Source organism: Streptomyces hyderabadensis (genome assembly GCF_020404845.1).
Classification (GTDB): Bacteria; Actinomycetota; Actinomycetes; order Streptomycetales; family Streptomycetaceae; genus Streptomyces; species Streptomyces hyderabadensis.
Genome location: NZ_JAIOJZ010000017.1, coordinates 51,873 through 78,363, shown reverse-complemented (window position 1 = coordinate 78,363; position 26,491 = coordinate 51,873). Strand labels below are relative to the sequence as shown.

Below are 26,491 nucleotides of genomic sequence, written 5' to 3'. Positions count from 1 at the left end.
CCCCTCTACCGTGTGAGGCGTGAGCAGCAGCGGCCTCATCTACGCAGTCATTGTCGGGGCCTGGGCCGCCTACTTGGTGCCGATGTGGCTCCGTAGGCAGGACGAGCTGAACGAGGCCCGTCCGACGGAACGCTTCAGCACCGCCATCCGGCTCCTGTCCGGACGGGCGGGCATGGAGCGCCGGTACGCCAAGGACCTGCGGTCGCGCTCCGCCGACGAGGCGGAGCCCGACGCCGACGCCCCGGACGCCGTCACCGACTCGGTGGACGTCCGGGCCTTCGCCGTGTCCAGGACCCGGCGGCACTCCCGGCCGGCCCCGCCGCGGCAGGCGGCGGACCGGGCCGAAGCGGCGCGCCCCCGGGCGGGCGGAACCGGCGACGGCCCGAGACGTGGCCAGTCCGCGGAGCCCGGCCACCCGGCCGCGTCCGGCACCGCCCCGGCATCGGCACGGGGGCGGGTGCCGCAGGCCCGGCGCGCACCGGTCTCGCCGGGGGCGGCCGCGGCACGGGCCCGGCGCAGCAAGGTGCTCGCCCGCCGGCGGCGTACGACGGTGATGCTGTTCCTGGCCTTCACGCTCGGCTCGGTCGTCGCGGCGGTCGGCGGGCTCGCCTTCCTGTGGGCGCCCGGAGTGCCCGCGGTGCTGCTCAGCGCCTACATCGCCCACCTGCGCGCCCAGGAGCGCCGCCGCTTCGCCTTCCAGATGGACCGCCGCCAGGCCGAGGCCGCCGCGCAGCGACTGCGGGACCGCGACCCCCGCCCCCGCGGCCGCGGACCCGCGGTCTCCGCCCCCGGCGCCCTCGGCGACCTCGACGCCGAGGAGCCGGACGACGGACCCGAGGCGGAGCCCGGCGCCGGAATGTCGGCGCTCGCCGCGGACCGGCGGGCCCTGGTCGAGCAGACCGACCACGCCGAGTGGGTCGACCAGCAGCGGGAGCGCCGGGGGCGCCCGCAGGGCGACAGCTGGGACCCCGTCCCGGTGCCCCTGCCCACCTACGTGACCGCGCCGGTCGCCCCGCGCGCCACACCCGACGTGGACCTCGCGGCGCCGGACGCGTGGAGCTCGGCCCGCTCCAGCACCGTCGCGCCCGACCAGGAGGACGCCGCGCCCGCCGCCCGGGACCAGGGAGCGGACCGGGACCGCCCGGCGGCCGCGCCGGCCGAGGAGCGCCCGGAGACCCCGGGGCGCAGCGACGCCCGCCGCGCCGCCTCGGCCCGCCGGGCCCGGGAACGGGGCCGCACACCGCTCTTCGACCAGTACGAGGACGGCGACCGTCCCCGCGCGGCCAACGAGTAGCCGGAAGGGATTTTTGAGCAGGCCGGACGGGGTGCTAGAGTTTCACTCGTTGCAAGGGCCTGTGGCGCAGTCCGGTAGCGCACCTCGTTCGCATCGAGGGGGCCAGGGGTTCAAATCCCCTCAGGTCCACGCAGCTCAAAGCCCCGGTCGGGATCTCCCGACCGGGGCTTTGACGTCGTGGTGGATTGGTGCGGAGTCTGCGCCGGACGGATCGCGGCGAAGGCCGTGGCGAGCAGTTCGAGCAGGGGTGCCGAGCAGGGGTGGGGGTCGCGGCGCGGGGTGATCGTGTAGATGCCGCGGGCCGGGGGGTCCACCAGGCCGACCGTGGTGACGTCGGCCCGCAGTGCGCGGGTCAGCGCTCCGGGGATCAGCGCGATGGCGTGACCGGTGGCGACCAGGGCCAGCTTGCCGGGCAGATCGGCCGCGGTGAGGTCGATGCGGACGCCGACTCCGGCACGGGCGGCATGCCGGCCCAGGAGCGCCGCCGAGCCCTCGTTGTCCTCGACCCAGGTCTCGTCGGCCAACTCCTGGATGCGCACCGGCCCGCGCCCGGCCAGCGGATGACCTGAGGGCAGTACGACGACCATCTCGTCCAGCCCGAGGAACCGGCGCTCCAGCCGCGGGTCCACGGCCAGCCCCGGCGGAGCGTCGGTGACGACGGCGATGTCGAGGTCGCCGGCGACCACACGGCTGTGCAGATGGGCGCTCAGACCGGGGAGCAGGCTCCACCGGAGGGAACCGGTCTGCTTCAACAGGCCCCGGACGGCCTCCGGAACGATTCCCGCCGCGAGCGACGGCGTCGCCCCGACGGCCAGCGGCCGCTCGCCCACTCCGTCGCGGACGTCTCGCACGGCGCGCACGGCGCGGTCGGCCTCGCCGAGCGTGGCCAGGGCATGGCGCCGGAACACCTCACCGGCCGGCGTCGGGCGCACCCCGCGGGCATGGCGCTCCACCAGGGGCACCCCGAACTGCCGCTCCAGCCCGGCGATCTGCCGGGAGACGGCCGACTGGGTGTGATTCAGCTCGGCTGCCGCCGCCGACAGCGATCCCACCCGGCACACGGTCACGAAAGTCCGCCACACAGTCAGATCCATGACGGCAGTATGGGCATTCGGTATGCGGGCGGCGCAGGGTGGGCATGCGAAATCTGCGCTTGTCGCATGCCAGGGGATGCACCACCGTGGCGCGTATGACCACACCGCACACGATCGCCGTCCTCGGCCTGGGGCGCATGGGCGGAGCGATCGCGACACGACTGGCCGCCCACGACCGGGACGTCGTCGGCTGGACACGCTCGGGGCGCGCGGCAGGCAGCGTCAAGGTGACCGAGGACCCGCGCGAGGCCGTCGCGCGGGCGGACCTCGTCGTGCTGGCCCTCTTCGACGGCCCGGCCTGCCGACAGGTGCTCGACGAGGTCCGTGACGCGCTGCCGGCGGACGCGATCGTGCTCAACACCAGCACCGTCGCCCCCGCCGAAGCATCCGCGCTGGCCCGGCAGTTCGGCCCGTCCTACGTCCACGCGCCGGTGCTCGGCTCGGTGCCGTCCGCCGCCGCCGGAGCCCTGCAGATCCTGGCCGCCGCCGAGCGGAGCGCACTCGACCGGATCCGGCCGGTGCTGGAAACGCTGGGCACCGTCCGGCACATGGACGACGCCGCCACCGCCGCCGCGCTCAAGCTGATCGCCAACAACGGCCTCGCCGGAGCCGTCCTCGCGCTGCGCGACGCACTGCGGCAGGCCGACGCCCTCGGCCTGCCCCGCACCCAGACCCTGGACGTCCTCGAACTCGGCGGGCTAGGCGCCCTCGTGGCCCGCAAGCGGCCCTTCCTGCTCGACGGGCCGGCCGCCGCCCCGGCCGAGTTCACGATCGGCGCGCTGGCCAAGGACATGGCCCTGCTGGCCGCCGCGTCGGACACCCCCTTGCGCAGCGCGGCGGGCCTTGCCGACACCCCCGCCGCCCCCGAGGCCGACTTCGCCGTCGCCGCCACGGTCCCCGCCGTACCGGCCGCCGTACTCGCACCGCTGCGCGCCTACCTGCGCGGACACGCCACCGGCGACCCCGCCCACTTCCGCGGCGCGTTCCTGCCCAGCGCCCACATCGAGGGGATCCGGGAGGGCGCGTTCGTCTCCTGGCGCCTGGACGAGTACTGCGCTCTCTTCCCGGGCCGGCCGGCCCCGGACGAGCCGGCCCGGACGCGCCGTATCGACGCCGTCGACGTCCACGGGACCGTCGCGACCGCCACCATGACGCTCGCGCACGGGGCGGACACGTTCACCGACGTCTTCCTGCTGGTCCGCGTCGACGACGGCTGGCGCATCGCCAACAAGGCCTACCACCGCCACTCCTGACCGGCGCCGAGACGCATCCGTGATCATGTACAGCGCAACCATGGCCGTTTCCCGTGGGTCACCCGTGTGCGGTGCCGTGCACCGGCACCCTTCTTGTCGTCTGGGGAACGGAAGAAAAACACACCATGAGAACTGGCTTCCTGCGCTCGCCCTGGGCGCGTGCGGCCGTGGCCGGGGCGGCAGCCGCCGGGCTCGCCGCGGCCGGACTGACCGGCGTCGCGCACGCGGCGGACGGTCAGGCACCGCTGCCCGTCACGATCACCGGTCCGGACAAGGTGGACCTGGCGCTCGACGGAGCCGAGGGCGAACCCGGGCAGCCGCAGATCGAACTCGGGCTCACCGGCCCGGGGGAGTACGACCCGGACAGCGACACGGACCCGGAGCCGATCCCCAACAGCGGCTACCGGATCACCATCGACGCCACCGCGCTCAAGGGCTTCGCCAAGGTCGGCCTGCCGGATTCCTGCGCCGTGGACGGCCTGGTCGCGGTCTGCGAGGAGAGCAGCCTCTACCCCGGCGACGTCTACAACCCGTCCTGGGACATCCGGCTCGACCTGCTGGACACCGCCGAGGCCGGTGACCACGGCAAGATCGAAGTCACCGGCGAGGGCGAGGGCCTGGAGTTCAACGAGCACACCGTCGACGTGCTCGTCGGCGGCCCGGAGCTGCTGAAGAAGAAGCTCCCCGCCGAACCCGCGGGCTTCCGCCCCGGCGACACCTACGAGGCCCCGCTCGGCTTCCGCAACGTCGGCAGCATGCCGGCCGACGGTGTCGTGCTCCGCTTCACCGGCAGCCGCGGCCTGTCCTTCCCCGACTCGTACGACAACTGCTCGTACGCCGAGGAGAGCGAGGACGACCTGATCCGCTACCGCCACGTCGCCCTGTGCACCTTCGAGGGCGAGTTCCTGCCCGGCACGGCCTACGAACTGAGTGAACCGGTCCGGGTGAAGACCGCGGACTTCGCGCTCGGCGACATCTTCGGCTACAGCTTCGACGCGGTCGGTGCCAAGGAGGCCGGCGCGCTGCGGACGGGCGCCGACCACCGGCAGGGCTCCGGCAGGACGCTCACCCTGAAGCCGGTCAAGGGCGGCCAGAGCGGCGACTACACCAAGTACGCCGAGATCGACCTGCCCCAGCAGAACACCTACGACCTCGACCTCACCGGCGCCCGCGTCGCCGGCGAGCAGGGCGAGACCGTCACCGTCGACGTCGGCCTGAGCAACCACGGGCCCGCCTGGCTCGGCGGGCTGCGCTCGGGCGGCGAGCCGATCGGCTTCAGCGTGCAGATCCCCGAGGGCGCCAGCGTCGTCGACAGCCCCTGCAGCCCCATGAACGACGAGTCACCGTCCGAGTACCTGTGCTTCGCCGACACCCCGTTCCTGGAGGACGACGCGCGCACCTTCCCCTTCAAGCTGCGCATCGACAAGGTCGTCGCGGGCGCCAAGGGCAAGATCGCGCTGCCCGAGTACGACAACCCGTGGGAGGGCGACCCGTCCAACGACACGGGCTGGATCGTGCTGAACGGCACGGGTGACGAGGAGACGCCGGGCGACAGCGGCGGCGGCACCGGCGGCTCGGACTCCACGGGCGGTACGGGCACCACCGGCGGCTCGGACTCCACGGGCGGCACCGGGACGGCCGGCGGCTCGGACACGGGCGGCGCCGGCACCGGAGCGACCGGCACCGCCGGGGGCACCGGGGGCACGACCGGCGGCCAGTCCGCCCAGGGCGGCGGGGACGGGCTGCTGGCCTCCACCGGCTCCACCGCGCTGTTCGCCTCGGCGGGCGCGGCGCTGGCCCTCGCCGCGGGCGGCGTGCTGATCGTCGTCGCACGCCGTCGCCGGGCGGGCGGCACGGCCTGACGGCGGCCGCGGGGACTTACGGGGTCCGGAGAGCCTTCGCGTAGCAGAGGCTCTCCTCGTGGAAGCGGTAGTAGCCGAACTTCCCGCACGGCTCGTACCCGCTGGACGTGTACAGGGCCACGGCCTCCGGCTGCTTGGTGCCCGTCTCCAGCACCATCCGGGTCCGGCCCGCCGCCCGGGCGTCCTCCTCCAGGGCGGCCAGGATGCGGCGGGCCAGCCCGCGCCCGCGCATCTGCTCGATCACGAACATCCGCTTGAGTTCGGCGTCCCCGTCCTCATTGCCCTCGTCGTTGGCGTCCTGGCTGCGCCAGCCGCCGGAGGCGACCGGGACGTCGTTCTCGTCGTACGCGATCAGGTACTGGCCGTTCGGCGGCGCGAAGTCCGACGGGTCCAGGTGCGTGGCGTCGCCGCCGTCGCCGTAGCGGACGTCGTACTCGGCCTGGACCTCGTCGTTGAGCTTCACGGCGTCGGGGTGGTCGAAGGGGACCCGGCGTATGTTCATTCTTCCTACCGTATATCGATGCGGAGACCGGAGCGGGACATCGTCCAGTGTGCCGGTATCGTGCCCTGGTGCTCACCGTGACCTCCGTGAACGTGAACGGTCTGCGCGCCGCCGCGAAGAAGGGCTTCGTGGAGTGGCTCGCCGACACCTCCGCCGACGTGCTGTGCCTCCAGGAGGTGCGGGCCGAACCCGAGCAGCTGCCGGAGCACGTCCGCGCGCCCGAGGGCTGGCACGTGACGCACGCCCCCGCCGCCGCCAAGGGCCGCGCAGGGGTCTCCCTCTACACGCGCCGTGAGCCCGACGCGGTCCGGATCGGCTTCGGCTCGACCGAGTTCGACACCAGTGGCCGCTATGTCGAGGCCGACCTGCCCGGTGTGACGGTCGCCTCCCTCTATCTGCCCTCCGGCGAGGTCGGCACCGAGCGCCAGGACGAGAAGGTCCGTTTCATGGGCGAGTTCCTGGCCTACCTCAAGGAGCTGCGCGAGCGGGCCGCCGCCGAGGGGCGCGAGGTCGTCGTCTGCGGCGACTGGAACATCGCCCACCGCGAGGCCGACCTGAAGAACTGGCGCGCCAACAAGAAGAACTCCGGGTTCCTGCCGGAGGAGCGGGAGTGGCTGGGCCGCGTCCTCGACCCGTCCGAGGGCGGGTACGTGGACGTCGTGCGCGCCCTGCACCCGGACGTCGAGGGGCCGTACTCGTGGTGGTCGTACCGGGGGCGGGCCTTCGACAACGACTCGGGCTGGCGCATCGACTACCACCTGGCCACCCCCGGGCTGGCCGCCAGGGCGCTCAAGGGGTACGTCGAGCGGGCCGCCACGCACGCCGAGCGCTGGTCCGACCACGCGCCGGTCACGGTGGTCTACGGCCCCTGACGGCCGGGGCGGGCAGCTACTGCGAGCCCTTGCGCATCCGCCGGTCCAGCGCCAGGGACAGCTCCGCCTCCACCACGCTGCGGGCCAGCGGGCGCAGACGGTGGAGTTCCGGTTCGGGGGCGTGGCGCAGTATCAGGTCGGCGAAGAGTTCGGCGAGTGCGTCGGCGTGCTCGCGGACGCGGGCGCCGGCCCGGAGGACCTCGCCGAGCGGGATGCCCGCGCGGACCAGGGCGGAGGAGACCTCCAGCAGCCGGTGGCTGATGTGGACGAGTTCGTCGCCGTCGGTGCCGAGGTAGCCCAGCTCCATCGCGGCGGCCAGGTTCTCCGGGGTGACCTCGCCCTCGAAGCGGGCGGCGAGTTCCTCGGGGGTGAGGCGGACCGGGGTCTCCTCGGTGGGTTCGCCGAGGCCGAGCAGGTCGCCGACGTCGCGGCCGTGGTCGAAGGCGTCGGCCAGTTCCGCGATGCCGTTCAGGGTGTGGCCGCGTTCCAGGAGGGCCGCGATCGTGCGCAGGCGGGCCAGGTGGTGGTCGTCGTACCAGGCGATGCGGCCCTCGCGGCGGGGCGGCGGGATCAGTTTGCGTTCGCGGTAGAAGCGCAGGGTGCGCACCGTGATGCCGGCCAGCCGGGCCAGTTCCTCTATGCGGTATTCGCGCTTCTCCGTCACGCCCACGACCTTATGGTGTACCGCCGGTAACTTTCCTCCGCCCGACCCCTACCCATGAGTACGGACCTGCTCTACGCTCCCATTGCGCCAGTGTTCACTGGCACGGTTCCGAGTGGTTCCAAGCGGTTCCAAGCGGTCCCGACGGTCCAGACGGTCCAGGCAAGCGTGGAGGCTCAGGGATGGCCGAGCACGAGCAGGTTCACGAACACGTACGGGTGGCGGTGATCGGGTCCGGCTTCGGCGGGCTGGGGGCCGCCGTGCGGCTGCGGCGCGAAGGGATCACCGACTTCGTCGTACTGGAGCGGTCCGGCAGCGTCGGCGGCACCTGGCGGGACAACAGCTACCCCGGCTGCGCCTGCGACGTGCCGTCCCACCTGTACTCCTTCTCCTTCGCGCCCAACCCCGAGTGGCCGCGCACCTTCTCCGGGCAGGAGCACATCCGCGCCTACCTGGAGCACGTCACCGACACCTTCGGGCTGCGCCCCCACCTCCGCTTCGACTCGGAGGTGAAGCGGATGGCGTGGGACGGCGAGCAGCTGCGGTGGGAGATCGAAACCGTGCGCGGCACCCTCACCGCCGACGTCGTCGTCTCCGCGACCGGGCCGCTGTCCGACCCCAAGATGCCGGACGTCCCGGGGCTCGACTCCTTCCCCGGCAAGGTCTTCCACTCCGCCCGCTGGGACCACGACTACGACCTCGCCGGCAAGCGCGTCGCCATGATCGGCACCGGCGCCTCCGCCATCCAGATCGTGCCGTCCATCCAGCCGAAGGTGGGCCGGCTCACCCTCTTCCAGCGCACCCCGGCCTGGGTGATGCCCCGCATGGACCGGGCCATCAGCGGCGCCGAGCGCGCCCTGCACCGGGCGCTGCCCGTCACCACCAAGCTGCGCCGCGGGCTGCTGTGGGGCATCCGCGAACTCCAGGTGCAGGCGTTCACCAAGCACCCCGACGAGCTGGGCTTCGTCGAGCAGATCGCCAAGCGCAACATGGGTGCCGCCATCAAGGACCCGGCCCTGCGCGCCAAGCTCACTCCCGACTACCGCATCGGCTGCAAGCGGATCCTGCTGTCGAGCACCTACTACCCGGCGCTCGCCAAGCCCAATGTGGACGTGGTCGCCAGCGGGCTCAGCGAGGTGCGCGGGTCGGCGCTCGTCGCCGCCGACGGCTCCGAGGCCGAGGTGGACGCGATCATCTTCGGCACCGGGTTCCACGTCACCGACATGCCCATCGCCGAGCGGGTCGTGGGCGCCGACGGGCGGACGCTGGCCGAGACCTGGAAGGGCGGGATGCAGGCGCTGCGCGGCGGCACCGCGGCCGGGTTCCCCAACTTCATGACGGTCATCGGGCCCAACACCGGCCTCGGCAACTCGTCCATGATCCTCATGATCGAGTCCCAGCTGAACTACATGGCGGACTACCTGCGCCAGCTCAACGTCCTCGGCGGCCGCACCGCCCTCGACCCCCGCCCCGCCGCCGTGCGCAACTGGAACCACCGGGTGCAGGAACGCATGAAGCGCACGGTGTGGAACACCGGCGGCTGCACCAGCTGGTACCTGGACGCCAGCGGCCGCAACACCACCGTGTGGCCCGGCACGACCGCCGAGTTCCGGCGCGAGACACGGCGGGTGGACCTCGCGGAGTACCAGGTGCTGCGCCCGGCCCCCGCGCAGACCGGGGCGACGGCCGCCGCCGCGGACACCGGCGCGGGCGCGGAGGTGAGCGCGTGAGCCGCCTGCCGCACGTCGCCGACGGGCCGTACGCCCCGCCCGTGCCCGCCCACGAGCTGACCGTCACCGCCGCCGACGGCGCCCGGATCCACGTCGAGGTGCACGGCCCGGAGAACGCGCCCGCGGTCGTCCTCGCGCACGGCTGGTGCTGCTCCACCGCCTTCTGGGCGGCGCAGATCCGCGACCTGGCCGCCGACCACCGTGTCATCGCCTACGACCAGCGCGGCCACGGCCGCAGCCCGGCCAACCCGGCGTACGGGACCGAGCCGCTCGCCGACGACCTCGAAGCCGTCCTGGAGGCCACCCTCGCGCCGGGCGAACCGGCGGTGATCGCCGGGCACTCCATGGGCGGGATGACGCTGATGGCCGCGGCGACCCGCCCCGCGGTGCGCGAACACGCGGTGGCCGCCCTGCTGTGCAGCACGGGCAGCGCACGGCTGGTGGCCTCCGCCACCGTCGTGCCGATGCGGGCGGGCCGGGCGCGCACCTGGCTGACCCGGCGCATCCTCGGCTCCCGGGCACCGCTCGGGCCGGTCACACCGCTCGCCCGCCGGATCCTCAAGTACGGGACGATGGGCCCCGGTTCGGGCCCGCACCTGGTCGACGCCTGCGCCCGGATCGTGCACGCCTGCCCGAGCCGGGTGCGGTACGGCTGGTCCCAGGTGCTCGACCTGCTCGACCTCGACCACGGCGTACGGGAGTTGCGCATGCCGGTGGAGGTCGTGGTCGGTACGGCGGACCGGCTGACCCCGCCCGTGCACGCCCGAGCGCTGGCCGCCGCGCTGCCCGACTGCGTGGGCCTGACCGAACTCCCGGGGCTCGGCCACATGACGCCGGTGGAGGCGCCGGACCTGGTCACCGGCAAGATACGGGCGCTGGCCGCCACCTACATATCCAGCGCACGCATACCCAGCGCACGCGGAGAGCGTGCCGTACCCGCCGAGGAGAGCGCATGAGCAGGGTGAGCCTGGAAGGACGGGTCGCCGTCGTCACCGGAGCGGCGCGGGGCGTCGGGGAGTTGATGGCCCGCAAGCTGTCCGCGCGCGGGGTGAAGGTGGCGCTGGTCGGCCTGGAGCCCGACGAACTCAAGCAGGTCTCCGCCCGGTTGCACAGCGACAGCGACCACTGGCACGCCGACGTCACCGACCACGAGGCGATGGCCCGGGTGGCGGCGGAGGTCAAGGAGCGCTTCGGGAAGGTCGACATCGTCGTCGCCAACGCGGGGGTGGCCACCGGCGGTCCCTTCGTCGACTCCGACCCGGAGTCCTGGCGGCGGGTGATCGAGGTCAACCTGATCGGCTCGGCCGTCACCGCCCGCGCCTTCCTGCCCGCCTTGCTGGAGAGCCGCGGATACCTGCTCCAGATCGCCTCGCTGGCCGCCCTCACCCCCGCGCCGATGATGAGCGCCTACTGCGCCTCCAAGTCCGGCGTCGAGGCGTACGCGCACAGCCTGCGCGGCGAGGTCGGGCACCGGGGCGTGAAGGTCGGCGTCGGCTATCTGTCCTGGACCGACACCGACATGGTGCGCGGCGCCGACCAGGACGACGTCATGCGGGAGTTGCGGCAGCGGCTGCCCTGGCCGAGCAACAAGACCTACCCGCTGGGCCCGGCGGTCGACCGGCTGGTGGAGGGCGTCGAGCGCCGCGCCGCGCACGTCTACGGGCAGTGGTGGCTGCGCGGCATGCAGGGCGTGCGCGGCTACCTGCCGGCCGTCATCGGCACCGTCGGACAGCGCGAGATGCGGCGCTTCGGGGACCGGCTCGACGGCCTGCGGGTGGGGCTCGTCGGAGCCGGTGGAGCGGCCGATGAACAGCGCCCCACCAGGGCGACTACGGTCCGTAAGTGATCGACATGCGCACGGTCACGGCCCGTGTGAATCTGATCGAGCGCCCGGCCGATCCGGTCGGGCCCGATCACCACAGGAGTGAACCCACATGGGTATGAAGGACCAGTTCCAGGACAAGGCCGACCGCATGCAGCAGCAGGGCAAGCAGCGGGCCGAGCAGGCGCGGGACCAGTTCCAGAACCGCGACCGCCGTCGCGACGAGGACGAGATGGACCCGGCCTCGCGCCGCCGCGAGTCGGAGCACCAGAACCCGTCCTCGCGCCGCCGCGACGAGGACGAGCGGCTGCAGGACAGCTTCGACGCCTGACGCGCCGCCGCTGAAGTGAGAGGGCGCCCCCGGTTCTACCGGCGGGCGCCCTTTCCCTTGCCGCCGGCGGCTCTACGGAGGTTCAGGGGGGTACGGCGTTACTGCTCCCGCGGCGGCAGCGGCGGACGCGAACGGTCCGGTACGGCGTCATAACCCGGCGGTGTCGCGGGCGGGTTGGATTCCAGCAGCTCCAACGCCAGCCGCACCGCCTCGTCCAGGACCGGGTAGCGGCCCTCGGCCCAGTCCAGCGGGGTGCGCAGGGCCTCGACGTCGGGGGCGACGCCGTAGTTCTCCACCGTCCAGCCGTAGGCGTCGAACCAGGCCGCGTTCATCGGCACCGTGATCACCGAGCCGTCGCCGAGGCGGTGCCGGCCGGTCATGCCGACCACGCCGCCCCAGGTGCGCTGCCCGACCACCGGACCGAGCCGCAGCAGCTTGAACGCCGCCGTGATCATGTCGCCGTCGGAGGAGGTCGCCTCGTCGGCGACCGCGACGACCGGACCGCGCGGGGCGTTGGAGGTGTACGACACCGGCTGGGCGTCCCGCGTCAGGTCCCAGCCCAGGATGGTCCGGGTCAGCTTCTCGATGACCAGCTCGCTGATGTGCCCGCCCGCGTTGCCGCGCACGTCCACGATGAGCGCGGGCCGGGACACCTCCATGCGCAGGTCGCGGTTGAACTGCGCCCAGCCGGAGCCGCCCATGTCGGGGATGTGCAGATAGCCGCACCGGCCGCCGCTCAACTCCCGCACCACCTCGCGGCGCTTGGCCACCCAGTCCTGGTAGCGCAGGGGGCGTTCGTCGACGAGCGGGACGACGGCGACCCGGCGGGAGGGGCCCCGGCAGCCCTCGGCGGGCGCGAAGGTCAGCTCCACCGTCGTACCGCCCGCGCCCGCGAGCAGCGGGGACGGGCCGAGCACCGGGTCGACCGGGCGGCCGTCGACGTGGGTGAGCACGGCCCCGTCGCGGATGCCCGTGCCGGCCAGCGGGGAGCGGGCCTTGGAGTCGGAGGAGTCGCCCGGCAGGATCCGCCGGACCACCCACCGCCCTTCCCGGCACGCGAAGTTGGCGCCGAGCAGGCCCTGCCAGCGCTGGTAGTGCGCCGGGCCCTCGTTGCGCCGGGCGGCGACCACGTAGGCGTGCGAGGTGCCCAGCTCGCCGAGCACCTCGCGCAGCAGGTCGGCGAACTCGTCGGGGGAGGCGACCCGGTCGAGCAGCGGGCGGTACTGGTCGAGGACCGCGTCCCAGTCGATGCCGCACATGCCGGGGTCCCAGAAGTAGGCGCGGATCAGGCGCCCGGCCTCGTCGTAGGCCTGGCGCCACTCGGCGGCCGGGTCGACCTCGTGCAGGATGCGGCGCAGGTCGATCCAGGTGGTCGAGTCGCCGTCGCCCGCCTCGGTCGCCGGTACGGCGCGCAGGTCGCCCTCGTCGAGCACGACCAGGCGGCTGCCGTCGCCGCTGACCCGGAACCAGTCCAGGTGGTCGACCAGCTCGGACTTCTTCGCCTTGGCCAGGTTGAAGTGCTCCAGGGTGGGACGCTCGCTCGGGTCGGCCGGGTTGGCGAAGGTCTCGCCGAGCGCGCCGGAGATCGGCCAGCGCAGCCAGACCAGGCCGCCGCCCGCGACCGGCTCCAGTGCCGAGTACTTGGAGGCGGCGACCGGGAACGGCGTCACCCGGTTCTCCAGCCCCTCGACCTCCACGGTCACCGCGCCGCCCTCGCCGGGCTCGTCCTCCAGCGGGTCCAGGCCCCCGGCCGCGGGGCGGCCCTCGGGGTTGAGGGCGAAGGGGGAGGGCGTCGCGGAGGACAGCGGCACCAGGTAGGGGCGGCAGCCCAGCGGGAAGGACAGATCGCCGGTGTGCACGTCGTACACCGGGTCGAAGCCGCGCCAGGACAGGAAGGCGAGGTAGCGGCCGTCCCGGGTGAACACCGGGTTCTCGTCCTCGAAGCGGCCGTTGGTGACGTCGACGACCAGGGTGCCCTCCGGGCCGTCGATCCGGGCCATCTTGATCTGCCGCAGGGTGCGTCCGATGCCCGGGTGCGACCAGGTGAGCCAGGTCCCGTCGGGGGAGAAGGCGAGGTCGCGCACGGGGCCGTTGACGGAGCGGATCAGCTCGGTGACCCGGCCTCCGGCGGTCGCGGGGCCCCCGGGCTCGCCCGGCGCCACGGTGCCCCCGGCGCCGGCGCCCGCGGCGGGGTGGTCCGCGCCGGTGCCTCCGGCGTCCGGGGTGACACCGGGGTCGCCCGGGGTGCCGGTGTCCCCGGCGGCCGCTCCGGGGCCGGGGTCGTCGCGTGCGGTACCTGCCCCGGGGGCGTCGGCCGCGGCGCCGCGGTCCGCGGGGTCGCTTCCCGCCGTGCCGGCTTGCGCGGGGTCGCTTCCCGCCGCGCCGTCGGCGGTCGTTCCGCCTGCCGCGGTGCCGCCGGTCGCGAAGTCGCCCCCCGGCGTGCCGTCCCCCGCGTCGGTCAGCGGCGTGCCGGTGCCCCCGGCGCCGCCGTCCTCGGCGGCAGCACCCGAGGTGGTGGCCGCGCGGGCGGATGCCCTCGCCGCGTCCGCGTCCTCCGCGTCCGCCGGGGGTCCGGCGTCCACCGCGCCCAGGGCCAGCGCCACCTCCGTGTCCGGCTCCGTGACGTCGAGGATCAGCAGGCGGCCGTCGTGCGAGGCGACGGCGAGGCGTTCGCCGGCCGGGTCCGAGACCAGCTCCAGGACCCGGCCGAGGCGTCCGGAGGCCAGCCGCCGGGCCGTGCGGCCGCCGGTCGCGCGGGGCAGGTAGGAGATCTCGACGGCGTCCTCGCCCTCCGCGTCCGTCACGTACGCGATCCGTCCGCTCTCGCCGAGCATCTCCGGCAGCCGCACCCGGACGCCCGGGGTGTCGGCGATGGTGCGGGCGGGGCCGTCCCGGTGGGTGAGCCAGTACAGGCTGCCGCGTACGACGACGGCGCTGGCGCGGCCCGTCTCGTCCACGGAGACGCCGCCCACGTGCTGGGCCGCGGGCACCTGGTACGTGCGCCGTCCCGCGCGCGGACCGCTCAGCCGCACGTCGAGCCGGCGCGGCGCCGAGCCGGGCGCGAGGTCCTCCACGAGCCACAGGTCGCCCGCGCACTGGTACACCACCCGGGTGCCGTCGCTCGCGGCGTTGCGGGCGTAGAACGCGTCGTGGTCGGTGTGGCGGCGCAGATCGGTGCCGTCGTGGGCGCAGGAGTACAGGTTGCCGACGCCCTCGTGGTCGGAGAGGAAGGCGATCCGGCCGCCGACGAACATGGGGGCGGCGAGGTGCCCGCCGAGGTCGGGCAGGAGCCGCTCGCCGTGCAGCCAGAGCCTGCCGGTGGCACCGCCCCGGTAGCGCTTCCAGGCGGCCGGCTCGTGCGGCGGGGTGCCGGTGAGGAGCAGGGTCCTGCGCTCCCCGTCGAGGTCGGCGGCCTGGATGTCGGTGACCGGCCCCCACGGCAGCTTGCGGCCGGGGTCGCCGTCGGGGGTGACCTTGTAGGCCCAGGTGAGGTGCGAGAACGGCTCGCCGTGCGAGGCGACGGCGAGGACGGCGGTGGTGCCGTCCGGATCGGGCGGCGACCAGCCGCAGACCCGGGTGTCGAGGCCGCCCCAGTGGGTGAGCTGCCGTCCGGGGCCGCCGTCCACCGGCACCAGGTGGACCTCGGGCACGAGAGTGCGCCAGCTGGTGTACGCGATGTGGCGGCCGTCGGGGGAGAAACGCGGGGGCCCGGTCTTGGTGCGGTCGACGGTGAGCCGCCAGGCCCGGCCCGGACCGTCGAGGGACGCGAGCCAGAGGTCGTCCTCGGCCACGAAACACAGCTGGTCGCCACTGAGGTGCGGAAGGCGCAGATAACTCACCCACCCCATGCTTTTCCGGGCGCCGGACAGCGGCAACTTATGCGCTGCCGACAACCGTGACCCAGAACACGAACGAAACCGTTTCGTTTCGCTAGGCCGTGGGGTACATTCTTGGTGTACGAAACGGTGCCGTTCGGCCCCCTGGAGCCGAACGGAACGGGAAGGAGTGAGCGAGATGACCGAGGCCGCGACCACCGCGCGCCGCAGTCGGATCACTCCCGAGCGCGAGGCCGAGCTGTACGAGGCCGTGCTCGACCTGCTCCGCGAAGTCGGTTACGACGCCCTCACCATGGACGCCGTGGCCGCCCGTACCCGGTCCAGCAAGGCGACGCTCTACCGCCAGTGGGGCGGCAAGCCGGAGCTGGTCGTCAAGGCCATCCGGCACAACAAGCCGGGCAAGATCGGCGACGTCGACACCGGCTCGCTCCGCGGCGACCTGCACGCCCTCATGGCGCGCGAGGACGACTGCACCATGGAACAGAACTCCGCGCTGATGCGGGGCGTCGCCATGGCACTGCACCAGAACCCGGACCTCCGCCAGGCGTTCCGGGAACAGCTCATCGAACCGGAGATGGTCGAGTTCCGGCGGGTGCTGCAACGCGCCGTCGACCGCGGTGAGATCAGACCGGACTGCCCGGCGCTGGACTTCCTCGTGCACATGATGGTCGGCGGATTCGCCACCCGCACGCTGCTGGACGACCAGCCGCCGACCCAGGCCTTCCTCACCTCCTACATCGACGCCGTGATCCTCCCCGCCCTCGGCGTCCCGTCCCACTGACACGTCCCTGCACCCCAGAGACGTCCGAGCCCCACCTGAGCCCCACCTGACGTAACCGCTCACGTCGTCGGGCCGATCACCCCTGCCCCGAAGAACCACGACCTGACCGGGAGTACGCCCTCGTGGCCACGTTCCTCTACAAACTCGGCCGGCTCGCCTTCCGCCGACGGCACTTCGTCGCCCTGATCTGGGTGGCCCTGCTGACGCTCGCCGGCGTCGGCGCGGCCAGCGCACCGCCCGCCGGCAACTCCTCCTTCTCCATCCCGGGAACGGAGGCCCAGAAGGCCTTCGACCTGCTGGAACAGCGCTTCCCCGGGGCGAGCGCCGACGGGGCGACCGCACGGGTCGTCTTCAAGGCGCCCTCCGGCGAGAAGATGACGGACGCCGGCCACAAGGCGACCGTCGAGAAGACCGTCGACGAACTGGCGGACGGCTCCGAGGTCGCCTCGGTCGCCGACCCCTACACCGGCAACGCCGTCAGCAAGGACGGCACCATCGCCTACGCCTCGGTGAAGTACGACGTCTCCGGCATGGAGCTGGAGGAGTCCACCAAGGACGCCCTGGAGGAGGCCGCCCAGCAGGCGCGCGACGCCGGGCTGACGGTCGAGATCGGCGGTGACGCGCTCCAGGCCGTCCCGGAGACCGGCGCCACCGAGGTCATCGGCATCGCGGTCGCCGCCGTCGTCCTGGTCATCACCTTCGGCTCCCTGGTCGCGGCCGGGCTGCCGCTGCTCACCGCCCTGATCGGCGTGGGCATCGGCGTCTCCTCGATCACCGCGCTGGCGAGCGCGCTCGAACTGGGCTCGACCACCTCGATCCTGGCCATGATGATCGGCCTCGCGGTCGGCATCGACTACGCCCTGTTCATCGTCTCCCGCTACCGCGCCGAACTCGCCGAGGGGCGCGAGCGCGAGGAGGCCGCCGGACGGGCGGTCGGCACCGCGGGCTCGGCGGTCGTCTTCGCCGGCCTCACCGTCGTCATCGCCCTGGTGGGCCTCGCGGTCGTCAACATCCCGATGCTCACCAAGATGGGCGTCGCGGCGGCCGGCACCGTCGCCATCGCGGTCCTGATCGCCCTGACCATGATCCCCGCGCTGCTCGGCTACGCCGGCCGCCGGGTCAAGCCGGCCGGTGCCAAGAGCAAGCTGCTGGGCCGCTCCCGCAAGGGCACCGAGCAGGCGGCGGGGCAGCCCAAGGCCAACCTGGGCACCCGCTGGGCGAGCTTCGTCGTCCGCCGCCCGCTCGCCGTCCTGCTCCTGGGCGTCATCGGCCTCGGCGCCGCCGCGGTCCCCGCGGCCTCCCTGGAGCTGGGCCTGCCCGACGACGGCTCCCAGCCGACCTCCACGACCCAGCGCCGCGCCTACGACCTGCTCTCCGAGGGCTTCGGCCCGGGCTTCAACGGCCCGCTGATGGTCGTCGTGGACGCGAAGGGCAGTGACGCGCCCAAGGACGCCTTCACCGACGTCGAGAAGCAGATCAAGGGCCTCGACGGCGTCGTGGCGGTGACCCCGCCCGCCCCCAACAAGGGCGGCGACACCGCGACGATCACCGTGGTCCCGGACTCCAAGCCGTCCTCCGTGCAGACCGAGGACCTGGTGCACGCCATCCGTGACGCGGGCGGCGACATCGAGGCGAAGACCGGCGCCGAGACCCTGGTCACCGGCTCCACGGCGATGAACATCGACGTCAGCCAGAAGCTCAACGACGCGCTGGTGCCCTACCTGGTCCTGGTGGTCGGCCTGGCCTTCCTCCTGCTCATCGTGGTCTTCCGCTCGATCCTGGTCCCGCTGAAGGCGGCGCTCGGCTTCCTGCTCTCCGTCATGGCGGCGCTCGGCGCGGTGGTCGCGGTCTTCCAGTGGGGCTGGCTGTCCGGCCTGATGGGCGTCGAGGAGACCGGACCGGTCATGTCGATGATGCCGATCTTCATGGTCGGCGTGGTCTTCGGCCTGGCCATGGACTACGAGGTCTTCCTGGTCACCCGCATGCGGGAGGCCTTCGTCCACGGCGAGAAGCCGAACCAGGCCGTCGTCACCGGCTTCAAGCACGGCGCCCGGGTCGTCACCGCCGCCGCGGTGATCATGATGGCGGTCTTCGCCGGCTTCATCGGCTCCAGCGAGTCGATGGTCAAGATGATCGGCTTCGGCCTCGCGATCGCCGTCTTCTTCGACGCGTTCGTCGTCCGCATGGCCATCGTCCCGGCGGTCCTCGCCCTGCTCGGCAAGAAGGCCTGGTGGCTGCCGAAGTGGCTGGACCGCGCGCTGCCCAACGTGGACGTCGAGGGCGAGGGCCTGCGCACGGCCGCCGAGCGGGGCGCCGGCCCCGACGAGGACCGGGAGCTGGTGCGCACCTGACCACCGCCCGCCGCCTCTGACCGGAGGACGGCACAGACCAGCCGGTGAGGGTTCCGTGGGGACGGGGCTGCCCTCACCGGCTTCCTCCGTCCCGGGGGACCCGGCGGCCCCGTAACCCGGTCGCCTGTGGGCTACACGTACCGCTACGGTGCGGTCCATGACGACGACCGACGACACCTCCGACTCCGCCGGCACCTCCGCCGCCCACCCGCGCTTCGCCGCCGCCCTCGGCGAACTGGGCCTCGGCGACCTGGCCGGACGGGCCCGGCGCTTCCCGGAGGCCACCCGCACCGCCGCCGAGGCCGCCGCCGCCATCGGGTGCGAGCTGAGCCAGATCTGCAAGTCGCTCATCTTCGCCGCCGACGGCGTGCCCGTACTGGTCCTCATGGACGGCGCCTCCCGCGTCGACCTGGACCGGGTCCGCGACGAACTCGGCGCCGAGAAGGTCACCCGGGCCAAGGCCGACGTCGTGCGGGAGACCACCGGGTACGCGATCGGCGGGGTGCCGCCCTTCGGCCACCGGACCAGGACCCGGGTGCTCGCCGACCGGTCCCTGCTCGCCCACGACGTCGTGTGGGCCGCCGCCGGCACCCCGCACGCCGTCTTCCCGATGGAGCCCAAGGACCTCGTCGCCACCGCCGGCGCCACCCTCGTGGACGTGCGCGAGCGCTCCGCGTGACCCCGCTGGTCACCGCCGCGGTCCTGCTCGCGGCGGTCACCCACGCCGGCTGGAACGCCATCGCCCACCGGATCACCGACAAGCTGACCGGGTTCGCGCTGATCTCCGGCGGCGGGATGCTCATCGGGCTCGCACTGCTGCCGTTCACCGCCTTCCCGGCGGCCGGGGCCTGGCCGTACCTGCTGCTCTCCGCCGCCGTCCACATCGCCTACTACGCCCTGCTGATGCGGTCCTTCCGGCTGGGCGACTTCGGGCTGGCCTACCCGATCGCGCGCGGCAGCGCGCCGCTGCTGGTGACCGTCCTGGCCGCCGTCTTCGCGCACGAGGTGCCGGACGGCTGGGCCGCCGCGGGCATCCTGGTCTCCTGCGCGGGGCTGACCGGCGTCGCCCTGTGGGGGCTGCGCGGACGCCGGCCGGACTGGGCGGCCATCGGCGCGGCCCTGGCGACCGGCGTGACCATCGCGGCGTACACCGTCGTCGACGGTCTCGGCGTACGCGCCTCCGGGTCCTCCCTCGGCTACATCGCCTGGCTGATGGCGGTGCAGGGGACGGTCCTGCCGGCGTACTTCCTGTACCGGCACCGCGCCGGGGCCCGGGCGCTGCTGCGGCCGCACGCCGGTCTCGGACTGGCCGGGGCGGCGCTGTCCGTCGCCGCCTACGCCCTGGTCCTGTGGGCGCAGACCCGCGCCGCCCTCGCGCCCATCGCCGCGCTGCGCGAGTCGTCCATCCTGGTCGGCGCCGCGATCGGCGCCCTGTTCTTCAAGGAGCGGTTCGGCGCACCCCGGATCGCGGCGGCCGGCCTGCTGGTCGTGGGCATCGGGCTGATGCTGCACACCGGATAGCCGGCACCGTCGGGATGGTGCGGACGGCCGCCGCGAGGCGCACCCTGGAAGGAGGTGTTCCGGAGGTGATCGTCATGATGCACACCACAGTGGGATGGCACGTCGACATGGAGTTCGTGGAGGACGACCAGCACACGCGGGCGGTCGCGATGGTGCGGCTCCCCGACGGCACCGAGGTCCGCGCGCACGGCCACGCCAGCCGGCACCGGGTCGACGCCCAGCAGCCGAGGGTCGGTGAGGAGGTCGCGGGCGCCCGGGCGTTGAACGAGCTGGCGATGCAGCTGCTCACCAAGGCCCACGACGAGATCGACGCGGCGTCGGGGCGGGCCTCGCACCCCATCCACGTCTGAGCCGGGCCTGCCGGTCCCGTCCCTAGGCCGCGCCTTGGGCGAGCGACGTGCGTACCGCCCGTACCAGCGCCTGCGCCCGCGGGTCCGCCGTCACGGTCTTGCGGAAGCCGTTGGTGACGTAGCCCAGGGCGATGCCGGCCTCCGGGTCGGCGAAGCCCAGGGAGCCGCCGCGGCCCGGGTGGCCGAAGGAGCCGGGGGACAGGAACGGGGACGCGCTGCCGTGCAGCATGTAGCCGAGGCCGAACCGGGTGCCCACGACCAGGATCCGGTCCGGCCCGGCGGACTCCTCGGCGCGGGCCAGCTCCATCGTGGCCGGGTCGAACAGCCGCACGCCGCGCGTCACGCCGTCGACCTCGCCGATCAGCGCCGCGTAGAAGCGGGCCAGAGCTTCGGCGGTCGCGATGCCGTTGGCGGCCGGGAGGGCGGCGGCGCGGTACTCCGGGTCGTTCTGGTCGGGGAACGGGGTGATGGCGGCGAAGGCGCGGCGGGTGAGGGAGTCCGGGTCCTGGTAGGCCTCGGTGACCGAGCGCTTGGGGCGCAGCCGCGGGCCGTTGCCGGGAGTCGACGGCTCCGGCTCGTCGAGGCGCCCGACGCGCCCGGCGCGGCCCGCCGCCTCCTCCGCCGCGGGCAGCCCCACCCACAGGTCCAGGCCCAGCGGGCGGGCGATCTCGTCCGCGATCCACTGCCCGGCGCCCCGCCCGCCGCTCACCCGGCGGACCAGCTCGTCCAGCAGCCAGCCGTAGGTCAGCGCGTGGTAGCCGTGGTCGGTGCCCGGCTCCCACACCGGCGCCTGCGCGGCGACGGCCGCGGGGCCGCGCAACGGGTCGAGGGCGTCCTCGGGGGTGAGCGGCCGGTCCAGGACCGGCAGCCCGGCCCGGTGGTTCAGGACGTGCCGGACCAGCACCCGCTCCTTGCCGTGCGCCTTGAACTCCGGCCAGTACTCGCCGACCGGCGCGTCCAGGTCCAGCTCCCCGCGCCGGTGCAGCAGCAGCGGTACGGCGGCGGCGACGCCCTTGGTCGCCGAGCGGACCACCTGGGCGGTGCCCCGGCGCCACGGCCGGGTGCCGGCGGTGTCGTCGACGTCCCTGGTGCCGCCCCACAGGTCGACGACCTTGCGCCCGCCCCGGTAGACGGCGACGGCCGCACCGCGCTCGCCGAGCGCGGTGAAGTTCCCTACGAACGCGTCCCTCACCGGCTCGAAGCCCTCGGCCACCGTGCCGTGCACGTCCACGTCCGTGTCCACTTCGCTACGTCCCTTCCGGCCACTCGTGACAGTGGATGCAACCGCCACGGACCGTCCGCCATTCCTCACCCGCCCGTCGCCACCGACCGCGGGTCGAAGCCGAAGGGCAGTTCCAGCCGGTGGGCGCGCATCAGGTCGTCGTCGGACAGCAGGTCCGCGGTGGGACCGTCCGCCGCGATCACGCCGTCGCTGAGGATCAGGGCGCGGGGGCACAGCTCCAGGGCGTAGGGCAGGTCGTGGGTGACCATCAGGACCGTGACGTCCAGGGAGCGCAGGATGTCGGCGAGTTCGCGGCGCGAGGCCGGGTCGAGGTTGGACGAGGGCTCGTCCAGGACCAGGATCTCCGGCTCCATGGCGAGCACCGTCGCCACCGCCACCCGGCGCCGCTGGCCGAAGGAGAGGTGGTGCGGGGGCCGGTCCTTGAACTCCGCCATGCCGACCAGCGTGAGCGCCCGGTCCACACAGGCCTCCAGCTCCGCCCCCCGCACCCCGGCCGCCGCCGGTCCGAACGCCACGTCCTCGCGCACGGTCGGCATGAAGAGCTGGTCGTCCGGGTCCTGGAAGACGATGCCGACCCGGCGCCGGATCTCGGCCATGTTCCGCTTGTCGACCGGCAGCCCGGCGACCGCGACCGTGCCGGTGCCGCCGGTCAGGATGCCGTTGAGGTGCAGCACGAGCGTCGTCTTGCCCGCGCCGTTCGGGCCGAGCAGCGCGACCCGCTCACCGCGCGCGACGGAGAAGTCCACGCCGAACAGGGCCTGGTGCCCGTCGGGGTAGGCGAAGGCGAGGCCGGAGACGTCGAGGGAGGCGGGCGCGTCGGTCGCGGGGCCTGTCACTGGGTCGGTCACAGGGTCCATCCCAGCAGACACACGACCAGCGCCGCACACGGGAGGGCCAGCGCGTACGACCACTGCGCCCGGGACGCGGTCACCTCGTCGATGACCGGCATCGAGCCGGCGTAGCCGCGGCTGACCATGGCCAGGTGGACCCGTTCGCCGCGCTCGTAGGAGCGGATGAACAGCGCCCCCGCCGACTTGGCGAGCACACCCCAGTGCCGTACCCCCTTGGCCTCGAAGCCCCGCGACTCCCGGGCGATCCGCATCCGCCGCATCTCGTCCGTGATCACGTCGCCGTAGCGGATCATGAAGGATGCGATCTGCACGAGCAGCGGGGGCAGTTTCAGCCGCTGGAGGCCGAGGAGGAGTTCCCGCAGCTCCGTGGTGGAGGCGAGGAGTACCGAGGCGGCGACGCCCAGGGTGCCCTTGGCCAGCACGTTCCAGGCGCCCCACAGGCCGTTGACGCTCAGGGACAGGCCGAGCACGCCGACCCGCTCGCCCTCCGCCACGAACGGCATGAGCACCGCGAACGCGACGAACGGCACCTCGATCAGCAGCCGCTTGAGCAGGAAGCCGGGCGGCACGCGGGCCGCGTACGCCACCGTCGCGAGCAGCAGCGCGTACAGGCCGAAGGCCCACATCGCCTCGCGCGGTGTCGACACCACGACGACCACGAAGGCGAAGGCGGCGGCGATCTTGGTGTGCGGCGGCAGACCGTGCACGGGGGAGTGGCCGTGCCGGTAGAGCCGGTGCGCGTGCCCCGCACCCACGTCAGACGGTCGTCTCGGTGTTGGCCGGCGAGGCGTCGTCGCTGCGGCGCCTGCGCACCGCCCAGAACACGGCGCTGCCCGCGACGACGGTGACGCCGACGCCGATCACGCCCGCGAGACCGCCGGAGACCCGGGCGTTGGTGATGTCCTTGACGCCGTAGTCGGCGAGCGGGGAGTCGGCGTTGGCGTGCTCCTTCGCCTTCTCGTCGATGCCCTTGTCGGAGGCGACCTTCTCCAGGCCGTCCGGGTTGGCGGAGGCGTAGAAGCTGACGAAGCCGGCCAGCACCAGGGAGGCGACCAGGCCGGTGATCCACACCTTGCGGTGCGAACGGGCGGCGACGGGCGCGGGGGCGGGCTCCGGGGCCGAGGCACCGGGGGCGTCGACCAACTCGCCGTTCACCCGCAGCTTGAGCCGCTGTTGCAGCCCGCGCGCCCCGTACACCAGGTCCGGGCGTACGGCGATGACCGCGCCGACGGTCAGCGCGGTGATCGCGGCCTCGCCGATGCCGATGAGCACGTGCACACCGATCATCGCGGTGGCGACCTTGCCGATGGAGACGTCGGTGGTGCCGCCGATCCAGTAGATGATCGTGAAGGCGAGGGCGGCGGCCGGGACGGAGACGAGCGCGGCGACGAAGGAGGCCACGGTGACCGAGCGGCGGGTGCGCGGCAGCACCTTCACCAGGCCCCGGAAGAGGGCGTAGCCGACGACCGTGGTGACGATCGCCATGTCGGTGATGTTCACGCCGAGCGCGGTCAGACCGCCGTCGGCGAAGAGGATGCCCTGCATGAGCAGGACGACGGAGACACACAGCACACCCGTATAGGGCCCCACCAGGATGGCGGCCAGCGCGCCGCCGAGCAGATGCCCGCTGGTCCCGGCCGCGACCGGGAAGTTCAGCATCTGCACCGCGAAGATGAACGCCGCGACCAGCCCGGCCAGCGGCGCCGTCCGCTCGTCCAGTTCCCGGCGGGCACCGCGCAGGCTGACCGCGATGGCGCCCGCGGCGACGACTCCGGTCACGGCGGAGGTCGGGGCGTTGATGAATCCGTCAGGTACATGCACGGTTCGATGATAGAGACCAGTTGCAACTCGTTCGCAAGAGCGAGGTAAAGGCTGATGTGAAGGCCGATCTCACATGTGATATCCGGCTCACAGGGCGTGGGACGGGAAATATGGGACATTGGAGTGGGGGTGGACCCACAGCTTCAACAAAGGTGGCAGAGCGTAAGGGGCGACCCCATGTCCGTAGTCGAAGAGTACGCACGAGCCCACATCCTCACGGACGGGGACCGCCCCGACGAGGACGACGGCGGAGCGATACCCGTCGTCCTGCGCTACGACCCCCAGCTCGACCCCTCGATGGTGTGCGTCGCCCTGCCCGGGAAGGACGGCCGCGCGGCCCGCTCCCGCGAATGGACCTTCTCCCGCGCGCTGCTGGAGCAGGGGCTGCGGGCCCCCGCCGGCAGCGGCGAGGTGCGGGTGTGGCCGTGCGGCCGGGTGCAGGCCGTGGTCGAGTTCCACTCCCCGCAGGGCTGCTCGGTGGTCCAGTTCGAGAACAAGGCCCTCATCCGCTTCCTGCGCCGCACCTACGCGGAGGCCGCGCAGCCCGTGGCCCACTGAGCCGCGTTCCGGCGGACGGCGGGGTCAGCCGCCCGCCTTGAGCAGCGCCGCGACCATCGGCCCCGCGGTGTCGCCGCCGTGCCCGCCCTGCTGGACCACGCCGGCCGCGGCCAGGTCGCCCCGGTACGCGGTGAACCAGCCGTTGGGCTTCTCCTGGCCGTCGACCTCAGCCGAGCCGGTCTTGGCCCCGACGTCGCCGCTCACCCCGGCCATCGCCTCCGCGGCGGTGCCGTACGCCGCCGTGTAGGACATCAGCTCGCGCAGCGCGCCGAGCGTCTCGCCGGACATCGTGCGGGAGGCCGTGGCGAGCGCCCGCCCGTCGACCGACGGGGCGACCAGGTACGGCTGGTGGAAGGAGCCCGACTTCACGGTCGCCGACACCGACGCCATGTTCAGCGGGTTCATCCGCACCCCGCCCTGCCCGATGAGGGAGGCGGCCATCTGGGCCTTGCTCTGCACCGGCACCCGGCCGTCGAAGGTGGACACGCCCACCGACCAGTTGTTCATGGACAGGCCGAAGACCTCCTTGGCCTGCCTGGTCAGGTCGTCGTCCTTCAGCTCGGGGGCCTGGCTGATGAAGGCGGTGTTGCAGGAGCGGGCGAAGCTCGCCTTGAAGGTGCCGTCCTTGATCTCGAACTTGTCGTCGTTCTGGAACTTCCACCCGCCGTAGCTGAAGAACTTGGGGCACGGGTGCTTCTCGTTCACGGACGCCAGGTCCTTCTCCAGCAGCATCGAGGCCGTGATGACCTTCATGGTGGAGCCGGGGGCGAGCGAGCCGAGGAAGGCGGTGTTGAAGCCGTGCCCGCCGTTGGCGACCGCGAGGACCTCGCCGGTGGAGGCGCGCAGCAGCACCACCGACGCGCCCTTCTTGCCGTCCACCTGCTTCTCGGCGGCGGCCTGCAGGGCGGGGTCGAGCGTCGTCTTCAGGGTGCCGGGCGTGCCCTTGCTCAGCTCCAGCAGCGTCTTGTCGGCGACCTCGTCGGCCCCGGACTCCTTCGCGCCCTTGCCGTCCTCGCCGTCACCGGCCGCCTCGCCGCGCACCACGCGCAGCTCGACGCCGGGGGTGCCGCCGGACTTCTTGCCGTACTTGTCGCGCAGCCCGTCCAGGACGGTGCCGAGGGACGGGTACTCGGCGGCGGTGATCTCCGCGCCGTTCCGGTCCAGCGCCTTGACCGGCGGATCACCGGCCTTCCCGGTGACCAGCCTGTCCCCGTCCCGCAGCTCCGGGTGGACGACCGCCGCGTGCCAGTCGACCCGGGGCTCGCCGTCGCCGGCCCGGCGGACCACGGTCAGCGCGCTGTCGTAGGCCAGCGGCTCGGACGCCTTCTCGTAGGCGACGGTGGCCTTCACGGAGAACGGGACCTTCTCCCCGGCCGGGGTGCCCGCGGTGAAGGTGGCGTCCTTGATACGGGCGTCCTTGGCGTACCCGGTGAGCAGCGCCTTCGCGGCCTCGGCGTCGTCGGTCGCGGCGGCCGCGCCGGCCACGTCACCCTGCTGCCAGGCGGTCAGGAACCGCTGGGCGGCCGAGCTGACCTCGGCCGCCGTCAGCGGACCCGACTTCACCTTCTCGGCGGCCGCCGCGGACTTGGTGCGCGCGGTGTCCTCACCGTCGGCCCCGCCGCCGTACACCGCGTAGGCACCGAATCCGGCACCGGCCACGACCACGGCGGCCACGCTGCCGATCACGGCGGGTTTCGTCCTGCGCCGCTCGGCGGCGGCGCCCCTTCTGCTGCCCACTGGGTCCCGTTCCTCGGTGCG

Annotated in this window: 23 protein-coding genes and 1 tRNA gene; 15 read left to right on the top strand and 9 right to left on the bottom strand. The window is 73.5% G+C overall.

Annotation, left to right across the window (positions count from 1 at the left end):
• The first annotated feature begins 19 nt into the window (after positions 1 to 19).
• Positions 20 to 1,294, top strand: a complete 1,275-nt coding sequence (gene sepX, locus K7854_RS15615) for a divisome protein SepX/GlpR (protein WP_226027101.1) — start codon at positions 20 to 22, stop codon at positions 1,292 to 1,294.
• Between the two features lie 55 nt (positions 1,295 to 1,349).
• Positions 1,350 to 1,423: transfer RNA gene (locus K7854_RS15610), tRNA-Ala, on the top strand.
• On the opposite strand, the gene K7854_RS15605 is transcribed toward K7854_RS15610, so the two are convergent.
• Entirely contained in the window at positions 1,405 to 2,388 is a 984-nt protein-coding gene (locus tag K7854_RS15605; protein ID WP_226027100.1) for a LysR family transcriptional regulator, read from the bottom strand. The two genes, K7854_RS15610 and K7854_RS15605, sit on opposite strands and share 19 nt — an antisense overlap.
• Positions 2,389 to 2,483: 95 nt before the next feature.
• Between K7854_RS15605 and K7854_RS15600 the strand changes: the two genes are divergently transcribed.
• A complete protein-coding gene (locus K7854_RS15600) occupies positions 2,484 to 3,641 on the top strand; it encodes a nuclear transport factor 2 family protein (RefSeq protein WP_226027099.1) in 1,158 nt (385 codons plus the stop codon).
• A 125-nt stretch (positions 3,642 to 3,766) separates the two neighbouring features.
• The gene (locus K7854_RS15595; RefSeq protein ID WP_226027098.1) at positions 3,767 to 5,503 is read left to right on the top strand and encodes a hypothetical protein; all 1,737 of its coding nucleotides are present in this window, start codon (positions 3,767 to 3,769) and stop codon (positions 5,501 to 5,503) included.
• A 16-nt stretch (positions 5,504 to 5,519) separates the two neighbouring features.
• Here the strand turns inward: K7854_RS15595 and K7854_RS15590 are convergent, their stop codons facing one another.
• On the bottom strand, positions 5,520 to 6,005 hold the full coding sequence (locus tag K7854_RS15590; protein WP_226027097.1) for a GNAT family N-acetyltransferase: 486 nt from the start codon (positions 6,003 to 6,005) through the stop codon (positions 5,520 to 5,522).
• A 68-nt stretch (positions 6,006 to 6,073) separates the two neighbouring features.
• Here K7854_RS15590 and K7854_RS15585 point away from each other — a divergent pair, with 68 nt between their 5' ends.
• Complete coding sequence (locus tag K7854_RS15585) at positions 6,074 to 6,877, top strand: exodeoxyribonuclease III (protein ID WP_226027096.1); 804 nt, start codon at positions 6,074 to 6,076, stop codon at positions 6,875 to 6,877.
• A 16-nt stretch (positions 6,878 to 6,893) separates the two neighbouring features.
• Here K7854_RS15585 and K7854_RS15580 read toward each other — a convergent pair whose 3' ends face one another.
• A complete protein-coding gene (locus K7854_RS15580; protein WP_226027095.1) occupies positions 6,894 to 7,541 on the bottom strand; it encodes a MerR family transcriptional regulator in 648 nt (215 codons plus the stop codon).
• A 179-nt stretch (positions 7,542 to 7,720) separates the two neighbouring features.
• On the opposite strand from K7854_RS15580, the gene K7854_RS15575 reads away from it, so the two are divergent.
• The 4 genes from K7854_RS15575 (at position 7,721) to K7854_RS15560 (ending at position 11,421) form a co-directional block, all read left to right on the top strand.
• On the top strand, positions 7,721 to 9,268 hold the full coding sequence (locus K7854_RS15575; protein WP_226027094.1) for a flavin-containing monooxygenase: 1,548 nt from the start codon (positions 7,721 to 7,723) through the stop codon (positions 9,266 to 9,268).
• Positions 9,265 to 10,224 carry an alpha/beta fold hydrolase gene (locus K7854_RS15570; protein ID WP_226027093.1) on the top strand — a complete coding sequence of 320 codons (960 nt, stop codon included), beginning with the start codon at positions 9,265 to 9,267 and terminating at the stop codon, positions 10,222 to 10,224. The genes K7854_RS15575 and K7854_RS15570 overlap by 4 nt, the downstream gene beginning before the upstream one ends.
• On the top strand, positions 10,221 to 11,114 hold the full coding sequence (locus tag K7854_RS15565; protein WP_226027092.1) for an SDR family oxidoreductase: 894 nt from the start codon (positions 10,221 to 10,223) through the stop codon (positions 11,112 to 11,114). Before K7854_RS15570 ends, K7854_RS15565 begins: the two co-directional genes overlap by 4 nt.
• Before the next feature lie 88 nt (positions 11,115 to 11,202).
• Positions 11,203 to 11,421, top strand: a complete 219-nt coding sequence (locus tag K7854_RS15560; protein WP_226027091.1) for a hypothetical protein — start codon at positions 11,203 to 11,205, stop codon at positions 11,419 to 11,421.
• A gap of 98 nt (positions 11,422 to 11,519) precedes the next feature.
• Here K7854_RS15560 and K7854_RS15555 read toward each other — a convergent pair whose 3' ends face one another.
• Positions 11,520 to 15,269 (bottom strand): S41 family peptidase, encoded by a 3,750-nt coding sequence (locus K7854_RS15555; protein WP_372481035.1) that lies wholly within the window; start codon positions 15,267 to 15,269, stop codon positions 11,520 to 11,522.
• Between the two features lie 166 nt (positions 15,270 to 15,435).
• On the opposite strand from K7854_RS15555, the gene K7854_RS15550 reads away from it, so the two are divergent.
• The 5 genes from K7854_RS15550 to K7854_RS15530 all read left to right on the top strand — a co-directional run bounded on the left by K7854_RS15550 (position 15,436) and on the right by K7854_RS15530 (position 20,260).
• Positions 15,436 to 16,038, top strand: a complete 603-nt coding sequence (locus tag K7854_RS15550; RefSeq protein WP_226027089.1) for a TetR/AcrR family transcriptional regulator — start codon at positions 15,436 to 15,438, stop codon at positions 16,036 to 16,038.
• Between the two features lie 122 nt (positions 16,039 to 16,160).
• A complete protein-coding gene (locus K7854_RS15545; RefSeq protein ID WP_226027088.1) occupies positions 16,161 to 18,389 on the top strand; it encodes an MMPL family transporter in 2,229 nt (742 codons plus the stop codon).
• Positions 18,390 to 18,546: 157 nt separating this feature from the next.
• Positions 18,547 to 19,068 carry a YbaK/EbsC family protein gene (locus K7854_RS15540; RefSeq protein ID WP_226027087.1) on the top strand — a complete coding sequence of 174 codons (522 nt, stop codon included), beginning with the start codon at positions 18,547 to 18,549 and terminating at the stop codon, positions 19,066 to 19,068.
• Positions 19,065 to 19,910, top strand: a complete 846-nt coding sequence (locus tag K7854_RS15535; RefSeq protein WP_226027086.1) for an EamA family transporter — start codon at positions 19,065 to 19,067, stop codon at positions 19,908 to 19,910. Before K7854_RS15540 ends, K7854_RS15535 begins: the two co-directional genes overlap by 4 nt.
• A 74-nt stretch (positions 19,911 to 19,984) precedes the next feature.
• Entirely contained in the window at positions 19,985 to 20,260 is a 276-nt protein-coding gene (locus K7854_RS15530) for a DUF1876 domain-containing protein (protein ID WP_226027085.1), read from the top strand.
• A 22-nt stretch (positions 20,261 to 20,282) separates the two neighbouring features.
• On the opposite strand, the gene K7854_RS15525 is transcribed toward K7854_RS15530, so the two are convergent.
• The 4 genes from K7854_RS15525 to K7854_RS15510 all read right to left on the bottom strand — a co-directional run bounded on the left by K7854_RS15525 (position 20,283) and on the right by K7854_RS15510 (position 24,175).
• Positions 20,283 to 21,491 (bottom strand): serine hydrolase domain-containing protein, encoded by a 1,209-nt coding sequence (locus tag K7854_RS15525; RefSeq protein WP_226027157.1) that lies wholly within the window; start codon positions 21,489 to 21,491, stop codon positions 20,283 to 20,285.
• A gap of 77 nt (positions 21,492 to 21,568) precedes the next feature.
• Positions 21,569 to 22,360, bottom strand: coding sequence for an energy-coupling factor ABC transporter ATP-binding protein (locus tag K7854_RS15520; RefSeq protein WP_226027084.1), 792 nt, complete (start codon positions 22,358 to 22,360; stop codon positions 21,569 to 21,571).
• Complete coding sequence (gene cbiQ, locus K7854_RS15515) at positions 22,348 to 23,109, bottom strand: cobalt ECF transporter T component CbiQ (protein WP_226027083.1); 762 nt, start codon at positions 23,107 to 23,109, stop codon at positions 22,348 to 22,350. The genes K7854_RS15520 and cbiQ overlap by 13 nt, the downstream gene beginning before the upstream one ends.
• A gap of 1 nt (position 23,110) precedes the next feature.
• Entirely contained in the window at positions 23,111 to 24,175 is a 1,065-nt protein-coding gene (locus K7854_RS15510; RefSeq protein ID WP_226027082.1) for an energy-coupling factor ABC transporter permease, read from the bottom strand.
• 177 nt (positions 24,176 to 24,352) lie between these two features.
• On the opposite strand from K7854_RS15510, the gene K7854_RS15505 reads away from it, so the two are divergent.
• Complete coding sequence (locus K7854_RS15505) at positions 24,353 to 24,733, top strand: SsgA family sporulation/cell division regulator (protein WP_226027081.1); 381 nt, start codon at positions 24,353 to 24,355, stop codon at positions 24,731 to 24,733.
• Between the two features lie 24 nt (positions 24,734 to 24,757).
• Here the strand turns inward: K7854_RS15505 and K7854_RS15500 are convergent, their stop codons facing one another.
• Positions 24,758 to 26,470, bottom strand: a complete 1,713-nt coding sequence (locus K7854_RS15500; RefSeq protein WP_226027080.1) for a penicillin-binding transpeptidase domain-containing protein — start codon at positions 26,468 to 26,470, stop codon at positions 24,758 to 24,760.
• Positions 26,471 to 26,491: the final 21 nt, after the last annotated feature.

What these genes read in the sequence shown, in the direction of transcription:
- K7854_RS15590 (WP_226027097.1), bottom strand. Translation starts at nt 6,005, where the DNA reads ATGAACATACGCCGGGTCCCCTTCGACCACCCCGACGCCGTGAAGCTC.
- K7854_RS15600 (WP_226027099.1), top strand. Translation starts at nt 2,484, where the DNA reads ATGACCACACCGCACACGATCGCCGTCCTCGGCCTGGGGCGCATGGGC.
- K7854_RS15575 (WP_226027094.1), top strand. Translation starts at nt 7,721, where the DNA reads ATGGCCGAGCACGAGCAGGTTCACGAACACGTACGGGTGGCGGTGATC.
- K7854_RS15555 (WP_372481035.1), bottom strand. Translation starts at nt 15,269, where the DNA reads ATGGGGTGGGTGAGTTATCTGCGCCTTCCGCACCTCAGTGGCGACCAG.
- K7854_RS15550 (WP_226027089.1), top strand. Translation starts at nt 15,436, where the DNA reads ATGACCGAGGCCGCGACCACCGCGCGCCGCAGTCGGATCACTCCCGAG.
- K7854_RS15565 (WP_226027092.1), top strand. Translation starts at nt 10,221, where the DNA reads ATGAGCAGGGTGAGCCTGGAAGGACGGGTCGCCGTCGTCACCGGAGCG.
- K7854_RS15540 (WP_226027087.1), top strand. Translation starts at nt 18,547, where the DNA reads ATGACGACGACCGACGACACCTCCGACTCCGCCGGCACCTCCGCCGCC.
- K7854_RS15595 (WP_226027098.1), top strand. Translation starts at nt 3,767, where the DNA reads ATGAGAACTGGCTTCCTGCGCTCGCCCTGGGCGCGTGCGGCCGTGGCC.
- K7854_RS15505 (WP_226027081.1), top strand. Translation starts at nt 24,353, where the DNA reads ATGTCCGTAGTCGAAGAGTACGCACGAGCCCACATCCTCACGGACGGG.
- K7854_RS15520 (WP_226027084.1), bottom strand. Translation starts at nt 22,360, where the DNA reads ATGGACCCTGTGACCGACCCAGTGACAGGCCCCGCGACCGACGCGCCC.
- K7854_RS15530 (WP_226027085.1), top strand. Translation starts at nt 19,985, where the DNA reads ATGATGCACACCACAGTGGGATGGCACGTCGACATGGAGTTCGTGGAG.
- K7854_RS15605 (WP_226027100.1), bottom strand. Translation starts at nt 2,388, where the DNA reads ATGGATCTGACTGTGTGGCGGACTTTCGTGACCGTGTGCCGGGTGGGA.
- K7854_RS15560 (WP_226027091.1), top strand. Translation starts at nt 11,203, where the DNA reads ATGGGTATGAAGGACCAGTTCCAGGACAAGGCCGACCGCATGCAGCAG.